The following is an 18,319-nucleotide window of genomic DNA, read 5'->3' on the forward strand; positions in this document are numbered from 1 at the left end:
TACAAATGTTATGTTAATTGAGCCGCAAGAATATTTGCCATTTGTTTATCTTATGGATAACGCACATATTATTTTAACGGATTCAGGCGGTATTCAAGAAGAAGCCCCCTCGCTAGGTAAGCCAGTTTTAGTAATGCGTGAGACCACAGAGCGCCCTGAAGCGGTTGAAGCTGGCACGGTAAAACTCGTTGGAACTGATGTAAATCTAATCGTGGATTCAGTTTCTGAACTTATTGATTCTGAAGAAGCTTATAATAAAATGAGCTTTGCTCACAACCCGTATGGTGACGGAAAGGGCTGCGAGCGTATTATTAGGGCGCTGTTAGGTTAATTTCTTTTAAAGATAGATAACAGTTGAGAAAGTATTATTTCATTAATGTAGTGTATTAACATTGATTTAGTATATTTTTCATTTTGAAAAGTTTAATGATTGGCGTCTGTTTTTAAAATGATTTCTTACGAATGATGATTTGATTAAGCAATATTCTTTGAAATAAGTATTAAGGAAGAAATAAATAATTCTAAATGGATATTGTATTTTTGATTTTACATGATTTTTCGTGTTCAATAAGTTAGCATAATACTAATAAGCACTAAGCGGCTTTTCTAAAATAAATTGCCATAAAAGGCTGTTTTTCAATTATAAAAATTAAAGTGGTTAATAATTATGATTTTTTTGGCTCATAGGGGATTTTGGCTTTCGAAAGATGAGCAAAATAGTGAGTTAGCTTTTGTCAGAGCCTTAGAGAATGGCTTTGGAATTGAAACAGATATAAGGGACTATAATGGTAAAGTGGTTATTAGTCACGATATTCCTCATAACGACTGTGTGACTTTTGAACACTTTATCGAAATCTGTTCCAGATATCGAGGAGTACTTGCTTTAAATGTTAAAGCTGATGGCCTCCAAAAATATGTCAATGATGATATATTAAACTACGTAGGCGATGCTTACTTCTTTGATATGTCAGTTCCTGACTTGATCGGGTACCTAAAATCCAACTTACCTTTCCTAATCAGGTTATCAGATGTCGAAACTGATTCCCATTTTTTAAAAGAGTCAAAAGGAGTTTGGCTCGATAACTTCAGCTCTAGCCGACTAAACCTTGAGTTTATGGAAAATAGTCTAAAAAAAGGGAAGTTAGTTACACTTGTATCACCTGAGTTACATGGATATGATCATCTTTCTTATTGGCAGGAGTTAAAAGATTTCATCGAGCTCTTTCCTAAATTCGAAAATAATATACACCTATGTACAGACTTTCCGCAAAAAGCGAAGGAATTTTTTTATGGAAAATAAAATAAAAGCTGTCATCTTTGATATGGATGGAGTTCTTATTGATGCTAAAGATTGGCATTATGATGCTTTAAACAAAGCGCTTTCTCACTTTGGATTGTGCATTAATAGACATGAACATTTGACAACTTACGATGGCTTATCGACAGGTCAAAAATTAAAAATGTTAAGCAAGGTCTATAGTCTACCTTCAGCTCTTCATTGTTTCCTAAATGAAATGAAGCAGCAATATACAATGGATATTACGCATCAACTTTGCAAACCTGTTTTTCAGCATCAGTATGCGTTGAGTCGATTGAAATCAGAGGGGCTTAAACTAGCTGTGGCTTCTAATTCGATTAGAAATACGGTAGCTGTGATGATGGAAAAAGCAGCGTTAATTGATTATCTCGATTTTTATTTATCAAACCAAGACGTAGAAAAAGCAAAACCAGATCCTGAAATTTACAATACGGCCATTGAAAGATTAGGGTTATCACCAAACGAATGTGTGATAGTAGAAGATAACGAGAATGGCTTAAAAGCAGCTAGAGCTTCTGGTGCCCATGTATTAAAGGTTGATACAGTTCATGACGTTAACTATGACAACATAATAAACTTCATCAAGGAGATTGAAAATGGGAATTAGTATTTTAATCCCTATGGCAGGGAGTAGCACTTTTAGAACATCTGACAATGTTGCTTTCCCAAAAATGCTAACAGATATTAATGGAAAGTTATTACTAGAACGAGCAGCTTCTCAGTTTACTAAAATTCCCACAGAGAAGGATATAGTTGTTGTTTTACCTAAAAAACAAATGGAGGAATATAACTTAGACAAAGTTCTGACACTTATAGATCCCTCTATCACTACTTGTGCTATTTCTGAGGGTACGCAAGGCGCGGTATGCTCAGCGCTTTTAGCTATAGAGAGTATAGACCCTGAAAAGCCTTTAATCATCTCAAGCTTTGATCAAGTTTTAGATGTAGATTTGTACCCTTATCTTCAAAAGTTTGAAAGTGAAAATGCAGATGCTGGAGTTTTGACATTTAAAGCACTTCACCCCAAATGGTCATTTGTAAAGTTAGATGAGGCTGGTTACGTTACTCAGGCTGAAGAAAAAAGGCCAATAAGTGATAATGCGATAGCCGGCTTTTATTACTTCAAAAAGGCGAGCTTGTTTATTGAAGCTGCAAAAAACTTGATCAGAAAAAGTGTTATGCACGATGGTTTATTTTATGTATCTCACTCTTTAAATGAAGTTATTCTAAAAGGTGGCAAAGTTTTATCGCAAATGATAGAGCAAAATAAATATTTCCATTTTCATGATGAACATGCGCTCGATAGTTATGAGGAGTATGTGAATAAGTATAAAAGAAATGGTGCAAATACACTTCTCAAGCAAACAAAAGCTTACGTAGAAGCATTTAATAGTAAGTCTTTATCTGATATTGAGGAATTGATTTCTGATAACTTTTCTTTAACAGATCCAGCTGGAACAGTTAATGGAAAACAGAGTGTCCTTGAATACATAAAAAATATTTTTATAGAACATGAACAGTTATCTTTCACAGCTAAAAACATAATAGTAGATTCGAATATTAGTTTGATTGAATTTGAATTGACATTAAATGATGAAAAACTAGTTGGTACAGATTTAATAAAATGGAATAACGATAATAAAATGATACAAATGGATGCATATTTATACGGTCTTGATGATGGAAAAAACTAGAATTACTGATTTTGTTCGCGGTTGGTTTGTTGGCGGCTTTGAACCGACATTATTTAAAACTCAAGACGTCGAAGTGGCTGTACAGCAATTCAAAAAAGGCGATAAAGAAGCATCTCATTGTCATAAGATTGCAACAGAGATTACTATGATAGTAAAAGGTCAAGCAAGGATGAAAGGGATGATCATTTCAGAAGGGGAAATTGTTAAAATCCCACCTGGAGAATACACTGATTTTGAAGCTATAGAGGATACGACTACTGTAGTCGTTAAGTTACCTGGCGCATTGAATGATAAATACTTAGAGACTGAGGGAAAATAAATGTTAAATATCGTAGTACCAATGGCGGGTAGAGGTAGTCGCTTTGCAAAGGAAGGATATAAAGATCCAAAACCATTAATTGATGTTAATGGTAAGCATATGATTGAAGTAGTTATAAACAACTTAAAGCCAAAACAAGAACATCGCTTTATTTTTGTTTGTCAAAAAGAGCATGTTGAAGCATATAACCTAAAGGATGTTTTTAAAAAAGCTTGTGATAATTTCGAAGTGGTTGAAATCGAAGGTATCACAGATGGGGCAGCTATAACAGTCTTGAAAGCAAGAGACTTTTTTGACTCTGATGAACCACTAATGATTGCTAACTCTGATCAATGGGTTGATATGGATATCAATGAATATTTAGGGGATATGATAACGCGAGATTTATCCGGTAGTATGCTAACTATGAAAGCAAATGACCCTAAATGGTCTTATGCTAAGTTAGATAGTAACAACTTAGTTACTGAAGTTGTCGAAAAGGTAGTTGTATCGGATGAGGCTACGGTTGGAATCTACAACTTTCAGAAAGGTAGTGATTTTTGTAAATTTGCTGATTATATGGTGAAGCAAGATATCCGTAGTAATGGGGAGTTTTATGTTGCGCCAGTATATACATTTATGGCTAATCAAAAACATAAGATTGGCGTGTTTAATATTGGTGAAGAAGCGAACGGAATGTATGGTTTAGGTATTCCAGCAGATTTAGACCTGTTTAAAGGTTTAAGTGTTTGTCAGAGGGCTACTGATTTTTAATATGAAACATATACATATTATCATTGATAAAAAAGCTGACCCTCGCTCTTATAAAAAAAGGAGCATGACAGAGCAACTTGACTCACACCTCTTAACTGAAAACATCGACTTGCTTTTTTCATGTAGAAAAATACAGGGGATTCAGAGAGGGAGCAAAATAGGACCTATAAATGCTTGCGGGCGTTTTGATGCAATCAAGCAGTTTGATGTCCGTAGAGGGGCGTTTTATAAAATATCATTAGATTGTATGTTTTATGAGTTATTGCTTTGGGACTTTGTACACGAATTAGCTGTGGGAGGCAGCTTTTTAATAATCGAAGATGATGAAGCAATTAATTACCTTCAGAGTAATTACTTTAGTGATTGCTTTGAAGTTACCGCAAATGGTAATGTGGTAGAGTTTAAAAAATTGAGAGCACTCCCTGTAGAGTCAGATAAAGGCTTGTCGCAATGGAGTTTTGGGATACCTACAGGTCCAGGAGATGCTACAATTCTCAATCATGTCGTTGAAAGAATTCTATCTTTTGATTGTGAAAAAGAAATTATATTGTGTGGGCGACCTGGAAATAATTTCAAATATTTAGATGAGGTTTCTATCGTAGGTGAAGATATAGCAGCACCCCCTGTTCAAATTTCTAAGAAAAAGAATGTAATAGTGGAAAACGCTAAATTTTCAAATGTAGCAATTCTTCACGATAGGGTGCTACTACCAGCAGATTTTATCGATAAAATGAAACTTTTTGGTGACTTGTATCCCTTTACCACAATGCAAAGTTTATACTTTAAGGATTACTTCAACAGACGCTTTGTTAGGTATAGTGATGTAGGTACTATCGACTCCTCTGGTGTTTTAACTTTTTCTAAAGAGCAAGAATTAAATCAAACTGCATTTAATGAGGCTACGTTTAGTTCTATTGAGAAATATAGTAAGTTCTATTTTCCTAATCCAGCGTGTTATGAGCCTAGTAAGACTTACCCAACAGGTAGTTTATATATCTTTAAAAAATCTATCTGGAAATTTGCTAAATTAGATGAAAATTTACGCTGGGCAGAATTTGAAGATGTAGAGCACGGTTTAAGAATGTATCGTGAGGGAATACCTTGTAAAGTTAATCCACATTCATTTACACAAAGTATTTTGTCAAGGCCTTTATTATATTGCTCTGGTGAGCAATATAAATCAGCTAAGTTAAAACCAACAATGCGCAAGCCCTCTGATTCTTTGATATTAAAGCAAAAGCCGCTCCTAAAGATTACAGTCAGTGCGGCATTAAAAGGTTATAAAATATTTGAGGAAAAATACTGTGTAGAAAGTAAAATTGGCTTTCAAGATATTCCTAATTCACCCTACAAGAGATATGCACTCTCAAAGAACCTATTGAACCATATTGAATGCGCTAAAACTGATGAAAACATTAAGGCGTTAATTAAAGATTATGAGAAATATATCCTATGTGATCAATTGTCATATTCCAATATTGAACTTTATCACCAGCGTTTAGGAAAGTTGGAGCCAATAAATTATCAGTATTTGGGGACGGATGGTCAGTTTATTCAGCAGTTTTTATGTTCAACTAGGAAGCATTTTGCTGATGACTTAAGTGATTTTTTTAGTAGAAATGGACTCGCAATTAGATTCTTCAGTTTGATTTCGGCGATCAAGTTGAAGTATATGAGCTATAAGCTTGTTTATTTGAATCAGGGGGTGCTTGATATCTATAAAACAATTTTAAATACTACTCCTTGGAAGAAGATTTAAATGAGTATAAATATTTTCTATACAGATGAGCCTTTCAATATTTGCCAACGGGTAAAAAGTAACTTTAAAAGTTTAAACTCTTTTGAAGATAAACTAATTATTACTAACCTTCCTAATGAGAGTGCTGACGCTAATGAAGAGGTGCTATTTATTCAACATGATAAAATATTTAGTGACTATTTGTTAAAGGTGGATGTTAAGTCTTTGTTAAATGAGATTAACAGTGGATGTGGTTTTCTTTGTGTTAATCTATTTTTCCTAAATAATGAACAGCTGATCGAATTCTTGGATAACCTTTTACCTCATTGTACATTTGAACAGTTGAGGAATGTTAACTTTACACTGGTAATTAATAGTAGATATAAAAAAATTCCCTATGAAATTTTATTAGAAAGGCTGTTTATTTCTTCCTGTATAGAAAAACAAAGTTTTCTGTTTGAATATTTGATAATCCGAACTACTAGGCTTCCTTTATTTAGGTGGTGTTTGAGTGCTTTAACAAAAATAAAGCGCCTTAATATGTGGATTAAAAATGTCGCTTAAGCTTGGTTTTTTATTTCAAGGTGAATGCAAGCAAGAGTCTTTGCCTTTTCTTTATGAGCTATATGCAACTTTGAAGAAAAATTGTCATGATTTTTTTATAGTGGTTTCATGTTGGGGTGATGATAAGTATTCAAACATTATAGCCGAAAAACTCAATCTTTTAGATAAAGACAGAGTCAAGATCACTGTTAATCAAAAGCCCGTAATATCAGGTGCTCGCAATATTAATTTGCAGGCGCAGTCTTGTGCTTATGGGATTAAAGAGCTAGAGCGTATGCTATCTAATGATGATTTGGTAGTTAAATGCAGACTAGATCAGGCTTTTAGTATCGATTCAATGATGAATTATATTGAACAATTTAAAAACTCTAAAAAAGGGTTTATGGCTCTAGATATTTTTACACGTCGCAGAGTACCATTTCATCTTGGAGATATGATCTTATGTATGCCATTATCAAGCCACAAGAATTATTGGACTCTAGAGTCATTTAGCTATGAATTAGAATATTTACAATGGTTAAATGGCAGTGAATGCAGTGTTGCTAGGCTTACTGATCGTAACCTTACAAAATGCATTCCTGAAGTTAGGCTGTTAACTGAATACCTGAAAAAGCAAGGACAATCAAGTTTTACACTTAAGGATTGGTATAATTTTCTCAAAAATGATGTTTTCCTTATGTCTTCTGAAAAACTATGTTTGTTTTCGTTTAAAAGTAATAATTTCTGCAATAAGAAGACTGTTATGGCTGCGACTTACTTTTCTCCCATACAATTTAGAGTATCCCCTATAATAGTAGAATGTGTTGAGGAGGATGAAAAGCTTTATGAGCTTTCGGTTTTATCGGTTAAAATTCTTAATGCTGTGGCATTCCTACCCTATATCATAATGGGTATGACTAAACTGATTATGAAACGGCTTCTTAATCTTTTAAAAATGGCCATAAAATTTTTGATTAATCTTGAGAACTCCTCGGCAATTAAGTAGTAAAAAACATGTTATTAATTTCTTCACTCCGCGCACTATATACCTTAAAATCCGAAACAAAAAGAACATATCTTAGTTTTGTTTGGTGGATAGTTGCTCCTGCAATTGATATTGCTGTATTGTATTTTGTTTTTTCTATTCTACTTGGTGGGTTCTCTAAAACAACCAACTTTGCCGCGGTCTTATCAATTGGTATAGTCATTTTTAGTTGGTTTTCCAACTCTGTAAATAATGCATCTAATGCTATTGTTGGGCAAAAGCATATAGCTATAAATACACCGATTAAACTTATTTCGTTAGTGTTATCTGTTAGCTTATCCGATTTATTCAAGCAGTTAATAGTAGTATTTGTAGGGTTACTTTTATTGAAACTACTAACTACTTTCTCTATCAACTATTTCTATCTGTTGTGTATTATTTTTGTGCAATTCTTTTTCATATTTAGCTTTTCCCTAATTACGGCACTCATTATTCCTTTAATTCCAGACTTCAAATTAGTTTTGAGCGTTATAGTACAGGTAATGATGTTCTCATCAGGTGTGTTTTTTTCAATCAACAATATACCGGAACAATTTAAAAGTTTAATTATCTTAAACCCACTGGCAAATATTATTGAATTAAGTAGATTCGTAATTATTGACAACTATGAATCTCCTTTGGCAATTTCATCGTCTATATCAGCTCTAGTTATCACAACAGGCATCTTATTTATTGTTGCAATACTTTTCCATCAGCTAGTTTCTGATAAAGTAAGGAAGGTTCTATAATGTCTCTTGTTTTAGAAAGTGTTTGTTTAGAGCGTTATAAAACAGGCCGAATATTATCAGGTAAAACAAAGGTATTAGAGGATCTTTCTTTAGAAATCAGTGCCGGCGAAAATGTGGGTATTATTGGGCATAATGGAGCAGGTAAGAGCTCAATTTTAAAAATGATGGCGGGGATCTATAAGCCTACTAGTGGGAATGTAATCAATACTTTCAAACACACAGCTTTGGCCACTTTAGAGTTGGGTTTTGATTATGAGCTTAATGGGTTGGATAACATTGTATTAATGGGAATAATAATAGGTTTTAGCTATCGAAAAATTCTCATGTATAGAGATGAAATTATTAATTTTTCAGAGCTAGGTGATGCGATAGAGCGCCCATTAAAAACGTATTCATCTGGTATGTGCGCCCGTCTTGCTTTTTCAATTATCTTTGTTCTTGAAGCAGATCTGATTCTGGTTGATGAAGTTTTGGGAGTTGGTGATGAAAGTTTTCGAAAAAAGTGTGAAGCCAAGTTTGAAAAGATGCTTTTGTCAGATAAAACATTAATTATAGTGAGTCATGATGCTGACTTCATTCAGAAAAACTGTAATAAAGTTATTACAATAGAGAAAGGAAGATTAGTTAATGTTAAGCAAGTTAGTTGAATCATTCTTTTATGATAAACAGAATCTAGCAGATAAGCTTGATAAATTAGAAGATCGGCACCGGGCCCTTGAGACTGAATTAAATAGAATTTCGAAGGAAAACTCAGAGTTAAAAGCTTCATTTTCAGAAGCTGTTTCTTTCAATAATCTGGAAATAGAAACTTTAAAAGCAGGGATGGAGGAACAAAGGTTTTCTGGTCATTATGATGTTTGGAGAGAGAAAAGAGTAACAGCCATTATCGAGCACTTCGGCCCACAGTGGTTTCAGGGAAAGAAAATTCTTGAATTGGGGTGTGGGTATGCAGATATAAGCTTGATGTTTGCTACTCTTGGTGCTGAAGTGAGTGTTTGTGACGCGCGAAAAGAGCATATTGATATTGTCATTTCCAGATACCCCTGGATGAAAACATATATTGCGGACATTAACAAAGAATGGCCGTTTGAAGAAGCGTATGACCTAATCATACACATGGGGGTTCTTTACCATCTAGATGATATCAATTATTCATTGATTAAGTCATTGGAAAGTGCAGACAATCTTGTTCTTGAGACCGAGGTTTCTGACTCTAATGATCCTTCATTTTTGCTTAAAGTTGAAGAAGACTCAAAAGGGTATGACCAATCTATTACAGGGGTGGGTAGCCGACCTTCACCTGCTTATATAGAAAGTTTAATCGGAAAGTTTCAAGGGAACTTAGAAAGAATTAGTGATAGTAGGTGCAATTCGTATTTCCACCAGTACAACTGGCTACCTAGGAACGATAACTCTTGGAGGCATGGTTTAAGAGGATTTTGGTTTTTCTCTAAACATAAGCAATCAAACTAAGCTATAAAGTGATCTTCCCCTGAAATTATGCCACAACACTAATGAAAATCGGGGGAAGCCTAGAGACCTAAACTTAATTAACTTTACTTCTTACGAAGTCTTTTTAAATAATACTATTGTGTAATAGTGTAGTGCACTTTGTGGTGTGAAATAATTAAGTTCAAGCTTCAGCTGTGTAGTGTAGCGGCATATAAAGATTCTAAAGCTGTGGCCAAAATTAGTTGGCCACTACAAGTTCAAGTCTGAGCTATTACAAATTACTCTTTTTATCTTGAGCTATTCTGGCTTTCAATTTTTCTATTTCCTTAACTTGCTGCTTTAGTACTGAGGTCAATACTGCAACTATATCCATTGTTGATAGTCTTTGTTTATCATTATAAGAGACTAACTCGGGCACATCCTCTGCAATAAAACCAATGAAAGTTTCTTTAGGTTCAGTCTTGTAGTTAAAACTAACAGGGTTTAGTCCCAATAAGGCTGAATATGCTTCATCAAAACTTAGTGAATGAATATTTTCTTTCAATCGTCTACTAGAGGCATTTGTCCAAGTACCACCCAATGATAGGCTTGCCCCATTTTCGTGAAGGATTGCATGTTGTCCGCCTGTGCCTGTTCCAAATCCGATAGAACTAATACCATTATTATTTGCGCTTTGCTCAATTAATATTGCAGGTTCAACAGAGGCGTCATAAATAATTAATTCATCGTTACTTGCATTAAAATTATTCCGAGAGCTTATTGACCAATTTATTGCTTTGTTCTTAGAAAAAACTAAGGCTGATCTATTAGCTACATTTGGACTATTGATTTCAATGGTGTTACTTTCATCGGAATTACCGTTGATATATAGCTTTGGTATTCCATCATTTAAATTAAAGAGCTCAGTTCCCAAACCAACTTGACCATCTTCTGTGACAATGAAATCGTCATCGTCCTCACTTGAGTTTTCCAAATGAAATTGAGCATTTGTTGGGATATTTGTTTGCCCAAACGAAACATCGCCATCAGGGTGCACAACGAGGGAGTTGCTTGGTGCACCAGGGTATAGGCGGATTGGCAGTGTACTACCATTGGTTGTATCCCTTACAAAAAAGTTTGCTTCGTTACCAGCTACATCCCATATTTGAGGTGAGAAGCCTGATGACCCGTCTTGCTCTAAACGTAATGTAGGAGTATTTCCAGAAGTTACGTGTAAATCAACTGCAGGGGTGGAGGTTCCAAATCCTACATTGCCATTATTGTTTATATAGAGGGAATTGCTTGGGGCCCCTCCTATTAGAGTCAATGGCCTACGGGCTGCATCTGTATCTTCAATCGAAAAATATTCTTTACCACCATTTGTCGAGTCATTAATAACAATTCGCCAATCACGTTTAGGGAATGAGGATGTCGTACTGGTATCTTGAAAGTGAATGCGAACGTTGTTTTCTTTTAAGCGAATAGTATCGAAGCCAAAATTCTCACCGTTAACGCAATCGAAACCAACACAATTACTACCATCAATAATCACATCATCTAAATGAACAATATCAGCATTGACTGTTAAACTTGCTAATAGGGCTGAAGTAAGCGCGCTTACTTTAAAAAGTTTACTCGTTCTCATGTGCTGTTCCTATTTCTGGCCTAGTGATAAGTTAGGGTGCTTTTCATCGGTTTGTTCAAATGTTATCACTGCAAAGTTTTCTGTAGTAAATTTTCCGTCAGCAACATCTACTTTACTTATGTAACCGCGCGCATCCTCGGGACGTCCGTTATTCATTGTGTCCTTGATTTCGTAGAGGTATGTGATAGCTTGAATTTGATAATTAAATGTACCATCTGTAGGTAAATTTAAACTGTTAATATCAAGAGATGGAATATCTGATTCAAACGATTTTGAAAACCCATTAGGTCCCGAAACAGAAATAATGTATTTGTCATAATTCTTTAGGGGGGTAAAGTCTATATAATTTGCAGATTTGGTGACAGCAATACTCTCAGACTTGGCTTGCTGAAGTTTTATAATATCCGCATTGGCAAGTGCGTTACCACAGGTAACAGCACAAGCTAATGACAAAATTAGCTTGCTGGGCATAATTCGTTCCTCTTCGTTTGGGGTCCCTAAGTGCGATTGGGTTGATCACTAATTGAACTCGACGCAATTATTATTTTTTAATAGATTCTCATAAGTTTAACAAATATTTACAAATGTGAAATAATAGATTGCATTGATATTGGTCTGAACAGTTATTGTTCAACTCTTTAGTGTGGCGATAGCTTATTTTCCTAATGCTATTTCTGTACTTTGTATCTTGTAGGATGCTTACTATTATGACTAAAACAAAGTTAGCGCTCGCTTTTGCTTATGCGTCTTTATTTATCTCCTTATCTTTTTCCCTTTACGCAAACCAAACAAATTCGCTTGACACCATTTTAAAAGCTATCAATGAACTTGAAAAAAAATCTGAGCCAAAATGTTATGCAACTGCATCTCGCTTAGAAGATTTTATGTTTGGTACTCCACTAAGTGATGAAGCTCGATTTGCTAAAAACTTATTGCAAAAGCAATACATAAATACACTTTGGCAAGCTGCACATAAAATTGCTTTAAGAGAAGCCGAAGAGGTTGTCTTACGCAGCCATATAGAGCAAGCACAAATTGCACTTTTTGAGATAAACAAAGATGAATTTGGTCATTGGGTTGTTGATTTTGACGAAAATAAGTCTGTCACTTTGCATAAAGATGATAAACGTCAATATGGCAGTATAGCCTATTCGTTACGCGCTGTTTTAGCGGTACAACAAGAAGCTTTACTTGATTTTGACCATGAACTTTTACCCCTTACTTCTAAAGCTGTTGAAGGGCTAAAAGATAGCTTAGACTTTTATACGTTGGCAGCGTTAAAAGTGGCTGACAATAGTGCACGCCTTAATAATAAACGCTTCATTGAAGTTGAAAATATCAATTCTGTTTGGCAGCAATTAGGGGGAGCCCCAACCAAAGCTAAATCAGTTGTCGCTCAAGTCGATTATCAGAAAAAAACGCCAGCTTTGTTGAATCAAATGGTTGATAAAAAATTAAATTCTTACTCAGCTTATAATAAAGTATCTAATCAGGTGTTTTTACGAAATCTGCAAGTTTATTTTGCTCGTACCTCATGGCCTAAAAAGCAACAAGACCGTGAAGCGATTATCAACCTATACACAGAGCTTGTCAGTCAGTTTTCGGCACAGTTGTATATGGGGGCACAGCAACTTGCAATGGCTGAACAACAAAAGCTTGTGCAAGAAAAGCATGTATATACTTTTATAAATAAGTTTATTCCTCATAAAATTAATGAATATGAAGATGCGATTTTCTTTCCTAATTTACATAAAGAAGGATCGGTGTACATTGAATCTTATGATATGGATGCCTTTCGAGATGCAGGTGCGCACTGGCAGTACTTGAAAAATGCAATTAATCAAGCAAACTTTGAATTGTATATTGAGCCGGATCCGTTTGCTGCGGAATTGTTAACTGAAAATATTGCCCAATATGGGGTACTGCTGTTACGTGAAGCCGGTACGCTTGCTAAAACCAGTGACTCTGCTGTTTTATCTGTCTCACATTTGCAAAGCGCCCAGCAACTTATTGTAAGTAAAACAGAGCGTCATGCTAAAGCAGGCTCTCTTCAAACAAATCAACAGAAATTTGCTTCAGCCCAGCAAAGTAATAAATCAGCCAAGTTTATTAATGTGTCTGAGCAAGCCCTGTTTGATTATCAACACCGCTCGGCAGACTGGCTTAATCGTCAGTTAAGAACATTTTTACGTAAAGATGAATCAACGGGCATTATTACTATCCCGCCTGCCTTTGGTGGCTCAGGGGTCGCAGCAGAAGACATTAATAACGATGGACTAACAGATATTTTTATTCTTGGTGGGCGAGGAAATAAGCTGTTTTTAAACCAAGGTGATGGCACCTTTAAAGATGTGACACAGGCTTATAAGCTCGAATGGCAGCGAGCTGAAGATAATCATCCAGGTGAAGCTAGGCAACCAATTATTGCTGATATTAACAATGATGGTTACCAAGATATTATTGTGACTTATGTTAATGACCTTCACCGTGTATACAAAAATATTGATGGTAAGTATTTTAAAGATGTTACTGATGTTGCCAACTTGGGTGGTAAAGGTTTGGTAGGTGGCCCTGCTACCGTATTCGACTTTGATAAAGATGGTGACCTTGATCTGTATATCACATATTTCGGTAATTACATCACAGGAGATTTACCTACACTTAAGCGTCGTAATACCAATGGCAAACCAAATCAATTATTTGAAAATGTAGGTGGATTTAAGTTTAAAAATATTACGCATGGTTCAGGCCTAGATAACACAGGTTGGGCACAAGCCGTCGCGCATACCGACTTAAATAATGATGGCTGGCAGGATGTAATTGTGGGTAACGATTTCGGTGTAAATGGTTACTACCTTAATCAGAAAGATGGCACTTTCGTCGACGTATCAAGTGAAATAGGAACGGATAAACCTTCTTATACAATGGGTATTGGCATTACTGATCTAAACCAAGATCAGTTACCAGATATTTATATTTCAAACATTGTCACTATGAATAAAGATGAAACCTATGTATTGCCTAACGAAGATACGCAAATGAAGTTTAATGCTGACAAACTTGCGCATATGCGAGTTGTAGAAGCAAATGATCTGTTCATTTCGCAACAAGGTGAGCAATTAAGTTATGCTGCCAGTGAACAAATCGGCCGTGGTTATTCATCAACAGGTTGGTCTTGGGATGCCGATTTCTTTGATTATGATCTCGATGGTGATGATGATTTATACGTACTGAATGGTATGAATGAATTCAATTTATATAGCAGCAAAAATCCTTATTATGAAGATCAACACGGTAATAAGCAGCAAGCATATTTACCAGTAAGTGAACAAGAAGAAAATATTTTCTTTGAAAATAAAAATGGCCGTTTAGATACACAAGAAAATTCATTAGGGCTTAACTTATTGAGTAATTCTCGTAGTGCTAGTTACTTTGATTTAGAGAATGATGGTGACCTAGACATCGTAATAAACAATTATCACGAACCAGCAGCGTTGTTCGAAAACAAACTACAATCAACTAATAACTGGCTTAAAGTAAAATTGATAGGAGATGTAGCACAGCAAGTGTCAAAAGATGCGATTGGCGCGCGCATATATGTCACTTTGCCTAATGGTAATCAGGTGTGGCGAGAAATCCGTAGTACAGACGGTTACATGTCAGTACACCCAAAACAACAACATTTCGGCCTTGGTAAGGTAGAGTTCGTAGATATTAAAGTTATTTGGCCAAACGGAAAACATTCAGAATTTAAAAAGGTAAGATCAAACCAAAGTAAGGTAATCAAATTGTAATGGCTCGAAGTACCTCTGTTGTTATTAAAAGTGTTATTTGGGCTATCGGTTTAACAGCTATACCATTATTAAAGGCTGAAACAGTTGATACAATTTTACCGCCAAAAACGAGTTTGAATCCGGAAAATTTCAAACAGTGGCAAACTGCATACACTAAAAAATCGGATGTCATCGATGAGTTATTAAATTCTGCTGGTTTGAATAGGCGGTCTCCAAGCTATTTAAATGAACTGATTCTTCAAGCGTCACCGTATTTACTGCGTCATGCAGTTAATCCAATCAATTGGATGGCGTGGGGTGATGATGCATTTGATAAGGCAGCATATGAAGGGAAGCTCATATTCCTGTCCATTGGTTATTCGACCTGCCATTGGTGTCATGTGATGGAAAAGGAAAGCTTCGTCGATCTTGACGTTGCAAAAATACTAAATCAGCACTTTATTAACATTAAAATTGATAGAGAGTTACAGCCTGATATCGATGCTTATTTTACTGATGTACTTACTACGGTTAAAGGCAGTGCAGGTTGGCCTATCACAGCAATTTTGACAACAAAAGGTGAACCTATTTGGATCGATTCCTATGTTGTAAAAGATAAACTTCTTATCATTAGTGAACGCTTTGCTAAAATTTGGCAAACGCAACCGAAACGTTTATTGCAAGTGGCTGATAATATTTCAAACCAAGTCGCATCATTATCTCTTGAAACAGGTTCTAAGTGGTCTACAACACAAGCTAAAAGTAACCTTGATGAGTTGTTATCCAATTTAGATGCAGATCAAGGGGGGCTTATCGGGGCGCCGAAATTTCCAAGTGAGTCTCTTTTATTATTAGCCTTACAGGCTTATCAACAAGGCGCAAGCAAGGTGCTTAAATCCCAATTAACGCTTTGGTTGAGCCGTTTAACTAGCCGTGGGATCCGTGACCATGTGAATGGTGGGTTTCATCGCTACGCGACAGATGCAATTTGGCAGGTGCCACATTATGAAAAAATGTTGTATAACCAAGCTTTGCTGATTAAGGTATTTGCTCAAGCAGGCTATTTACTCAAAGATCAAAATTACATTGATGTTGCAAAAGATACCGTTGCTTTTCTAGAGCGTGTAATGAAGTCACAAACTGGTGGTTATTACAGTGCAATAGATGCTGATTATTTTGAGCAAGAAGGGCGTTACTACCTTTTTTCTAAAGATGAAAAAGCCATGTTTGAGTCAAAAACGATTAATGCTTTTGCATGGTATCAGTTTAAAAACAAAGAGCTTTATGCTCCGTATATAAATGAGCAAAACAACGAGGATAAATCCTTAAAAAAGGCCCGGGCAGTACTTTTAACTGAAAGGGCAAAGCTTGCTCTACCTCATATTGATAAAAAAATCTTACTGTCTTGGAATGCCTTACTCGTAGATGCGTTTGTGCAGCTATATATGGCAACAGATGACGTGTATTATCTATCAAAAGCACAATCATTGGTTACAACTCTTGAAGAAAAATTAATTGATAATGGTAAATTAAAACGTGCTTATTATTTAAATTCAGCGGGCGGCGAAGCCTTATTTGAAGACTATGTTTATTTAGCAAATGCCTATCAAAGTTTATATACTGCGACATTTGAGTTTCATTGGCAATCTAAAGCAAAAAGCATGCTACGTGAAATCGTAAATAGAAAGCTAGTGCCACAAACAATTCGTAATTCAAGTGATGGGGAGTTAATATCACCTGATGCGGTGTTTTATCAATTAGCGAAACAGTATGCGTTTTCAGATAGTGTAATTTCGCAAGCTACAAGAAAACATAAAAAAAACCTGCAAAATGCTTATTTAAGAAATCCTAAAACATCCTTTTCTAGTGTTACAAGCTTATTGAATTTACAACAAACGAGTAAGCGCCATACATTTGCACAAGGTAACGGCCAAATAAAATTACAAACAGGGACGAGTAATCAAGCGAAGCTAGTTATCAATTTAAAACCTAAATGGCATATTAATTCTCACATACCAAATGAAAAGTCTTTAATTGCTACAGAGTTATTAATCGATGGGAATAAAATCGATAATACTGCTTATCCCCAGCCTGTCACTAAAAAGCTTGGTTTTAATCAAGCGCCATTAAGCTTGTTTGAGCAAAGTATTGAAATTGATTTCCAAGCAACAGGGAAGTGGTTAAAGGTCAAGCTTCAAGCATGCAGTGATGAAGTGTGTTTACTACCGGAATCTTTTACTTTAAAGCTTTAAAGTTTAAGCGGTGGCAATTGTCACCGCTTAAGAAGCTATTTAGCTCTAAACTTAAACTGATTTATCAATAACTCTAAGTCTTTCGCAAAAGCGTGTCTGTCATCTTTTTTACTAAGTGCTTGTATCAGTAAAAATTTGCCTTTTTGTGTCGAAGTAATTTGATATACCCAAGCTGCTTGGTCATCCTTATTTGTATAGGCTTCAGTTGAAAGTGCCGGAATACCATTAATTTTGACAGTGCTGTTTTTTATAATCTCTACATCATTTAAGCTTTGTGAGTTTTCAAGAAAGTGTGTACTTAATGTTTCAACACTATCGACTTCTTTGGCTAATTTTCCGTGGCTAACAACAACATTAGCACCAGGAAAGTTCTCAGAACTCAATACGACTGAATTTAGGCTACGTTGAACAAGTTTAAAATTATCTGTGTGAGTAAATAAGAAGGGCAAGCCGGTATACAGGCGAGCGCTATCGTTTGTTTGTACAGCAGTACTAAATAAACTTTGTTTAATTGCAGCTTTATGTTGTTTATTTGAGCTTTCAGGGTAACTTGCTTCAATATGTAAGCTAGAAAGTTTGTCGCCTGCAATTAACCAAAGCTTTTCATAATAAGTACCGGCAATGATTTGTCTTAATGTAAGTAGCGTGCAATTAGCACCATTAACAACAACTTGCTCAGAGTCGAGTAATTGATATTGGCTTTTTAACAAGTTTTCGGCGGTTAATTGCGTTAAGTAAGTGTCAAAAGGCACTTCGATTTCATTTATCTTGATTCTCGAAAAGGTTTCGGGTTGTACAAAACCATAATGTTCTTGAGTTAATTTAAACCCTACTGGCTTTTCTAATTGTATTTCCATACCTTGACTAATGCGAAATGTTTGGGTTAAACGCTCTGAATTATACTGGTCAGAGGTGCTGTTACAACCGCTCAAAAGAATACAGAACAATGCCATGGCAAGCGAAATTAAAGGCGTTTTCATAAATGGTTATTGTGTATGTTAAATTTTTTTAAGGGTAACAAAGATTAATCGTTGTGAATAGATTGTTATGAAACTATCCATAGACTAGAATTGTTACAAC

General features: G+C 35.4%; 17 protein-coding genes. 14 read left to right on the plus strand and 3 right to left on the minus strand.

Features of this window, described 5'->3' with window-relative positions:
* From ABYD77_RS07405 to ABYD77_RS07460, 12 genes are all read left to right on the plus strand, one after another.
* Nucleotides 1–331: UDP-N-acetylglucosamine 2-epimerase (locus ABYD77_RS07405; RefSeq protein WP_372768502.1), on the plus strand; the 331-nt coding region annotated here is incomplete at its 5' end.
* Nucleotides 332–667: 336 nt separating this feature from the next.
* Entirely contained in the window at nt 668–1,300 is a 633-nt protein-coding gene (locus ABYD77_RS07410; RefSeq protein WP_372768504.1) for a hypothetical protein, read from the plus strand.
* Nucleotides 1,290–1,925, plus strand: coding sequence for an HAD family hydrolase (locus ABYD77_RS07415; RefSeq protein WP_372768507.1), 636 nt, complete (start codon nt 1,290–1,292; stop codon nt 1,923–1,925). The genes ABYD77_RS07410 and ABYD77_RS07415 overlap by 11 nt, the downstream gene beginning before the upstream one ends.
* The gene (locus tag ABYD77_RS07420) at nt 1,915–3,012 is read left to right on the plus strand and encodes a nuclear transport factor 2 family protein (protein ID WP_372768509.1); all 1,098 of its coding nucleotides are present in this window, start codon (nt 1,915–1,917) and stop codon (nt 3,010–3,012) included. Before ABYD77_RS07415 ends, ABYD77_RS07420 begins: the two co-directional genes overlap by 11 nt.
* Complete coding sequence (locus ABYD77_RS07425) at nt 2,999–3,331, plus strand: cupin domain-containing protein (RefSeq protein ID WP_372768511.1); 333 nt, start codon at nt 2,999–3,001, stop codon at nt 3,329–3,331. The genes ABYD77_RS07420 and ABYD77_RS07425 overlap by 14 nt, the downstream gene beginning before the upstream one ends.
* Nucleotides 3,332–4,084: a glycosyltransferase family 2 protein gene (locus tag ABYD77_RS07430; protein WP_372768513.1), complete on the plus strand. Its 753-nt coding sequence runs from the start codon at nt 3,332–3,334 to the stop codon at nt 4,082–4,084.
* A gap of 1 nt (nt 4,085) precedes the next feature.
* Nucleotides 4,086–5,843, plus strand: coding sequence for a hypothetical protein (locus tag ABYD77_RS07435; protein WP_372768515.1), 1,758 nt, complete (start codon nt 4,086–4,088; stop codon nt 5,841–5,843).
* Complete coding sequence (locus ABYD77_RS07440; protein WP_372768517.1) at nt 5,844–6,386, plus strand: hypothetical protein; 543 nt, start codon at nt 5,844–5,846, stop codon at nt 6,384–6,386.
* Nucleotides 6,376–7,371, plus strand: a complete 996-nt coding sequence (locus ABYD77_RS07445; protein ID WP_372768519.1) for a hypothetical protein — start codon at nt 6,376–6,378, stop codon at nt 7,369–7,371. The genes ABYD77_RS07440 and ABYD77_RS07445 overlap by 11 nt, the downstream gene beginning before the upstream one ends.
* Nucleotides 7,372–7,379: 8 nt before the next feature.
* Nucleotides 7,380–8,138: an ABC transporter permease gene (locus tag ABYD77_RS07450; protein WP_372768521.1), complete on the plus strand. Its 759-nt coding sequence runs from the start codon at nt 7,380–7,382 to the stop codon at nt 8,136–8,138.
* A complete protein-coding gene (locus tag ABYD77_RS07455; protein WP_372768523.1) occupies nt 8,138–8,785 on the plus strand; it encodes an ABC transporter ATP-binding protein in 648 nt (215 codons plus the stop codon). The genes ABYD77_RS07450 and ABYD77_RS07455 overlap by 1 nt, the downstream gene beginning before the upstream one ends.
* Nucleotides 8,766–9,611 carry a class I SAM-dependent methyltransferase gene (locus ABYD77_RS07460; protein WP_372768525.1) on the plus strand — a complete coding sequence of 282 codons (846 nt, stop codon included), beginning with the start codon at nt 8,766–8,768 and terminating at the stop codon, nt 9,609–9,611. Before ABYD77_RS07455 ends, ABYD77_RS07460 begins: the two co-directional genes overlap by 20 nt.
* A 250-nt stretch (nt 9,612–9,861) precedes the next feature.
* Here ABYD77_RS07460 and ABYD77_RS07465 read toward each other — a convergent pair whose 3' ends face one another.
* Together ABYD77_RS07465 and ABYD77_RS07470 are read right to left on the minus strand one after the other, a co-directional pair.
* Entirely contained in the window at nt 9,862–11,214 is a 1,353-nt protein-coding gene (locus tag ABYD77_RS07465; protein WP_372768527.1) for a tail fiber domain-containing protein, read from the minus strand.
* Between the two features lie 9 nt (nt 11,215–11,223).
* Nucleotides 11,224–11,685, minus strand: a complete 462-nt coding sequence (locus ABYD77_RS07470) for a hypothetical protein (protein WP_372768529.1) — start codon at nt 11,683–11,685, stop codon at nt 11,224–11,226.
* Nucleotides 11,686–11,921: 236 nt separating this feature from the next.
* On the opposite strand from ABYD77_RS07470, the gene ABYD77_RS07475 reads away from it, so the two are divergent.
* On the plus strand, nt 11,922–15,008 hold the full coding sequence (locus ABYD77_RS07475) for a CRTAC1 family protein (protein ID WP_372768531.1): 3,087 nt from the start codon (nt 11,922–11,924) through the stop codon (nt 15,006–15,008).
* Nucleotides 15,008–17,239: a thioredoxin domain-containing protein gene (locus tag ABYD77_RS07480; protein ID WP_372768533.1), complete on the plus strand. Its 2,232-nt coding sequence runs from the start codon at nt 15,008–15,010 to the stop codon at nt 17,237–17,239. Before ABYD77_RS07475 ends, ABYD77_RS07480 begins: the two co-directional genes overlap by 1 nt.
* 35 nt (nt 17,240–17,274) lie before the next feature.
* Here ABYD77_RS07480 and ABYD77_RS07485 read toward each other — a convergent pair whose 3' ends face one another.
* Nucleotides 17,275–18,219 carry a hypothetical protein gene (locus ABYD77_RS07485; RefSeq protein WP_372768535.1) on the minus strand — a complete coding sequence of 315 codons (945 nt, stop codon included), beginning with the start codon at nt 18,217–18,219 and terminating at the stop codon, nt 17,275–17,277.
* Between the last annotated feature and the right edge of the window lie 100 nt (nt 18,220–18,319).

The organism is Pseudoalteromonas sp. (genome assembly GCF_041629635.1).
Taxonomy (GTDB): Bacteria; Pseudomonadota; Gammaproteobacteria; order Enterobacterales; family Alteromonadaceae; genus Pseudoalteromonas.

Excerpts from the sequence above, each read along its gene's own strand:
- ABYD77_RS07410 (WP_372768504.1), top strand. The coding sequence starts at position 668 with ATGATTTTTTTGGCTCATAGGGGATTTTGGCTTTCGAAAGATGAGCAA.
- ABYD77_RS07415 (WP_372768507.1), top strand. The coding sequence starts at position 1,290 with ATGGAAAATAAAATAAAAGCTGTCATCTTTGATATGGATGGAGTTCTT.
- ABYD77_RS07420 (WP_372768509.1), top strand. The coding sequence starts at position 1,915 with ATGGGAATTAGTATTTTAATCCCTATGGCAGGGAGTAGCACTTTTAGA.
- ABYD77_RS07425 (WP_372768511.1), top strand. The coding sequence starts at position 2,999 with ATGGAAAAAACTAGAATTACTGATTTTGTTCGCGGTTGGTTTGTTGGC.
- ABYD77_RS07430 (WP_372768513.1), top strand. The coding sequence starts at position 3,332 with ATGTTAAATATCGTAGTACCAATGGCGGGTAGAGGTAGTCGCTTTGCA.
- ABYD77_RS07435 (WP_372768515.1), top strand. The coding sequence starts at position 4,086 with ATGAAACATATACATATTATCATTGATAAAAAAGCTGACCCTCGCTCT.
- ABYD77_RS07440 (WP_372768517.1), top strand. The coding sequence starts at position 5,844 with ATGAGTATAAATATTTTCTATACAGATGAGCCTTTCAATATTTGCCAA.
- ABYD77_RS07445 (WP_372768519.1), top strand. The coding sequence starts at position 6,376 with ATGTCGCTTAAGCTTGGTTTTTTATTTCAAGGTGAATGCAAGCAAGAG.
- ABYD77_RS07450 (WP_372768521.1), top strand. The coding sequence starts at position 7,380 with ATGTTATTAATTTCTTCACTCCGCGCACTATATACCTTAAAATCCGAA.
- ABYD77_RS07455 (WP_372768523.1), top strand. The coding sequence starts at position 8,138 with ATGTCTCTTGTTTTAGAAAGTGTTTGTTTAGAGCGTTATAAAACAGGC.
- ABYD77_RS07460 (WP_372768525.1), top strand. The coding sequence starts at position 8,766 with ATGTTAAGCAAGTTAGTTGAATCATTCTTTTATGATAAACAGAATCTA.
- ABYD77_RS07465 (WP_372768527.1), bottom strand. The coding sequence starts at position 11,214 with ATGAGAACGAGTAAACTTTTTAAAGTAAGCGCGCTTACTTCAGCCCTA.
- ABYD77_RS07470 (WP_372768529.1), bottom strand. The coding sequence starts at position 11,685 with ATGCCCAGCAAGCTAATTTTGTCATTAGCTTGTGCTGTTACCTGTGGT.
- ABYD77_RS07475 (WP_372768531.1), top strand. The coding sequence starts at position 11,922 with ATGACTAAAACAAAGTTAGCGCTCGCTTTTGCTTATGCGTCTTTATTT.
- ABYD77_RS07480 (WP_372768533.1), top strand. The coding sequence starts at position 15,008 with ATGGCTCGAAGTACCTCTGTTGTTATTAAAAGTGTTATTTGGGCTATC.
- ABYD77_RS07485 (WP_372768535.1), bottom strand. The coding sequence starts at position 18,219 with ATGAAAACGCCTTTAATTTCGCTTGCCATGGCATTGTTCTGTATTCTT.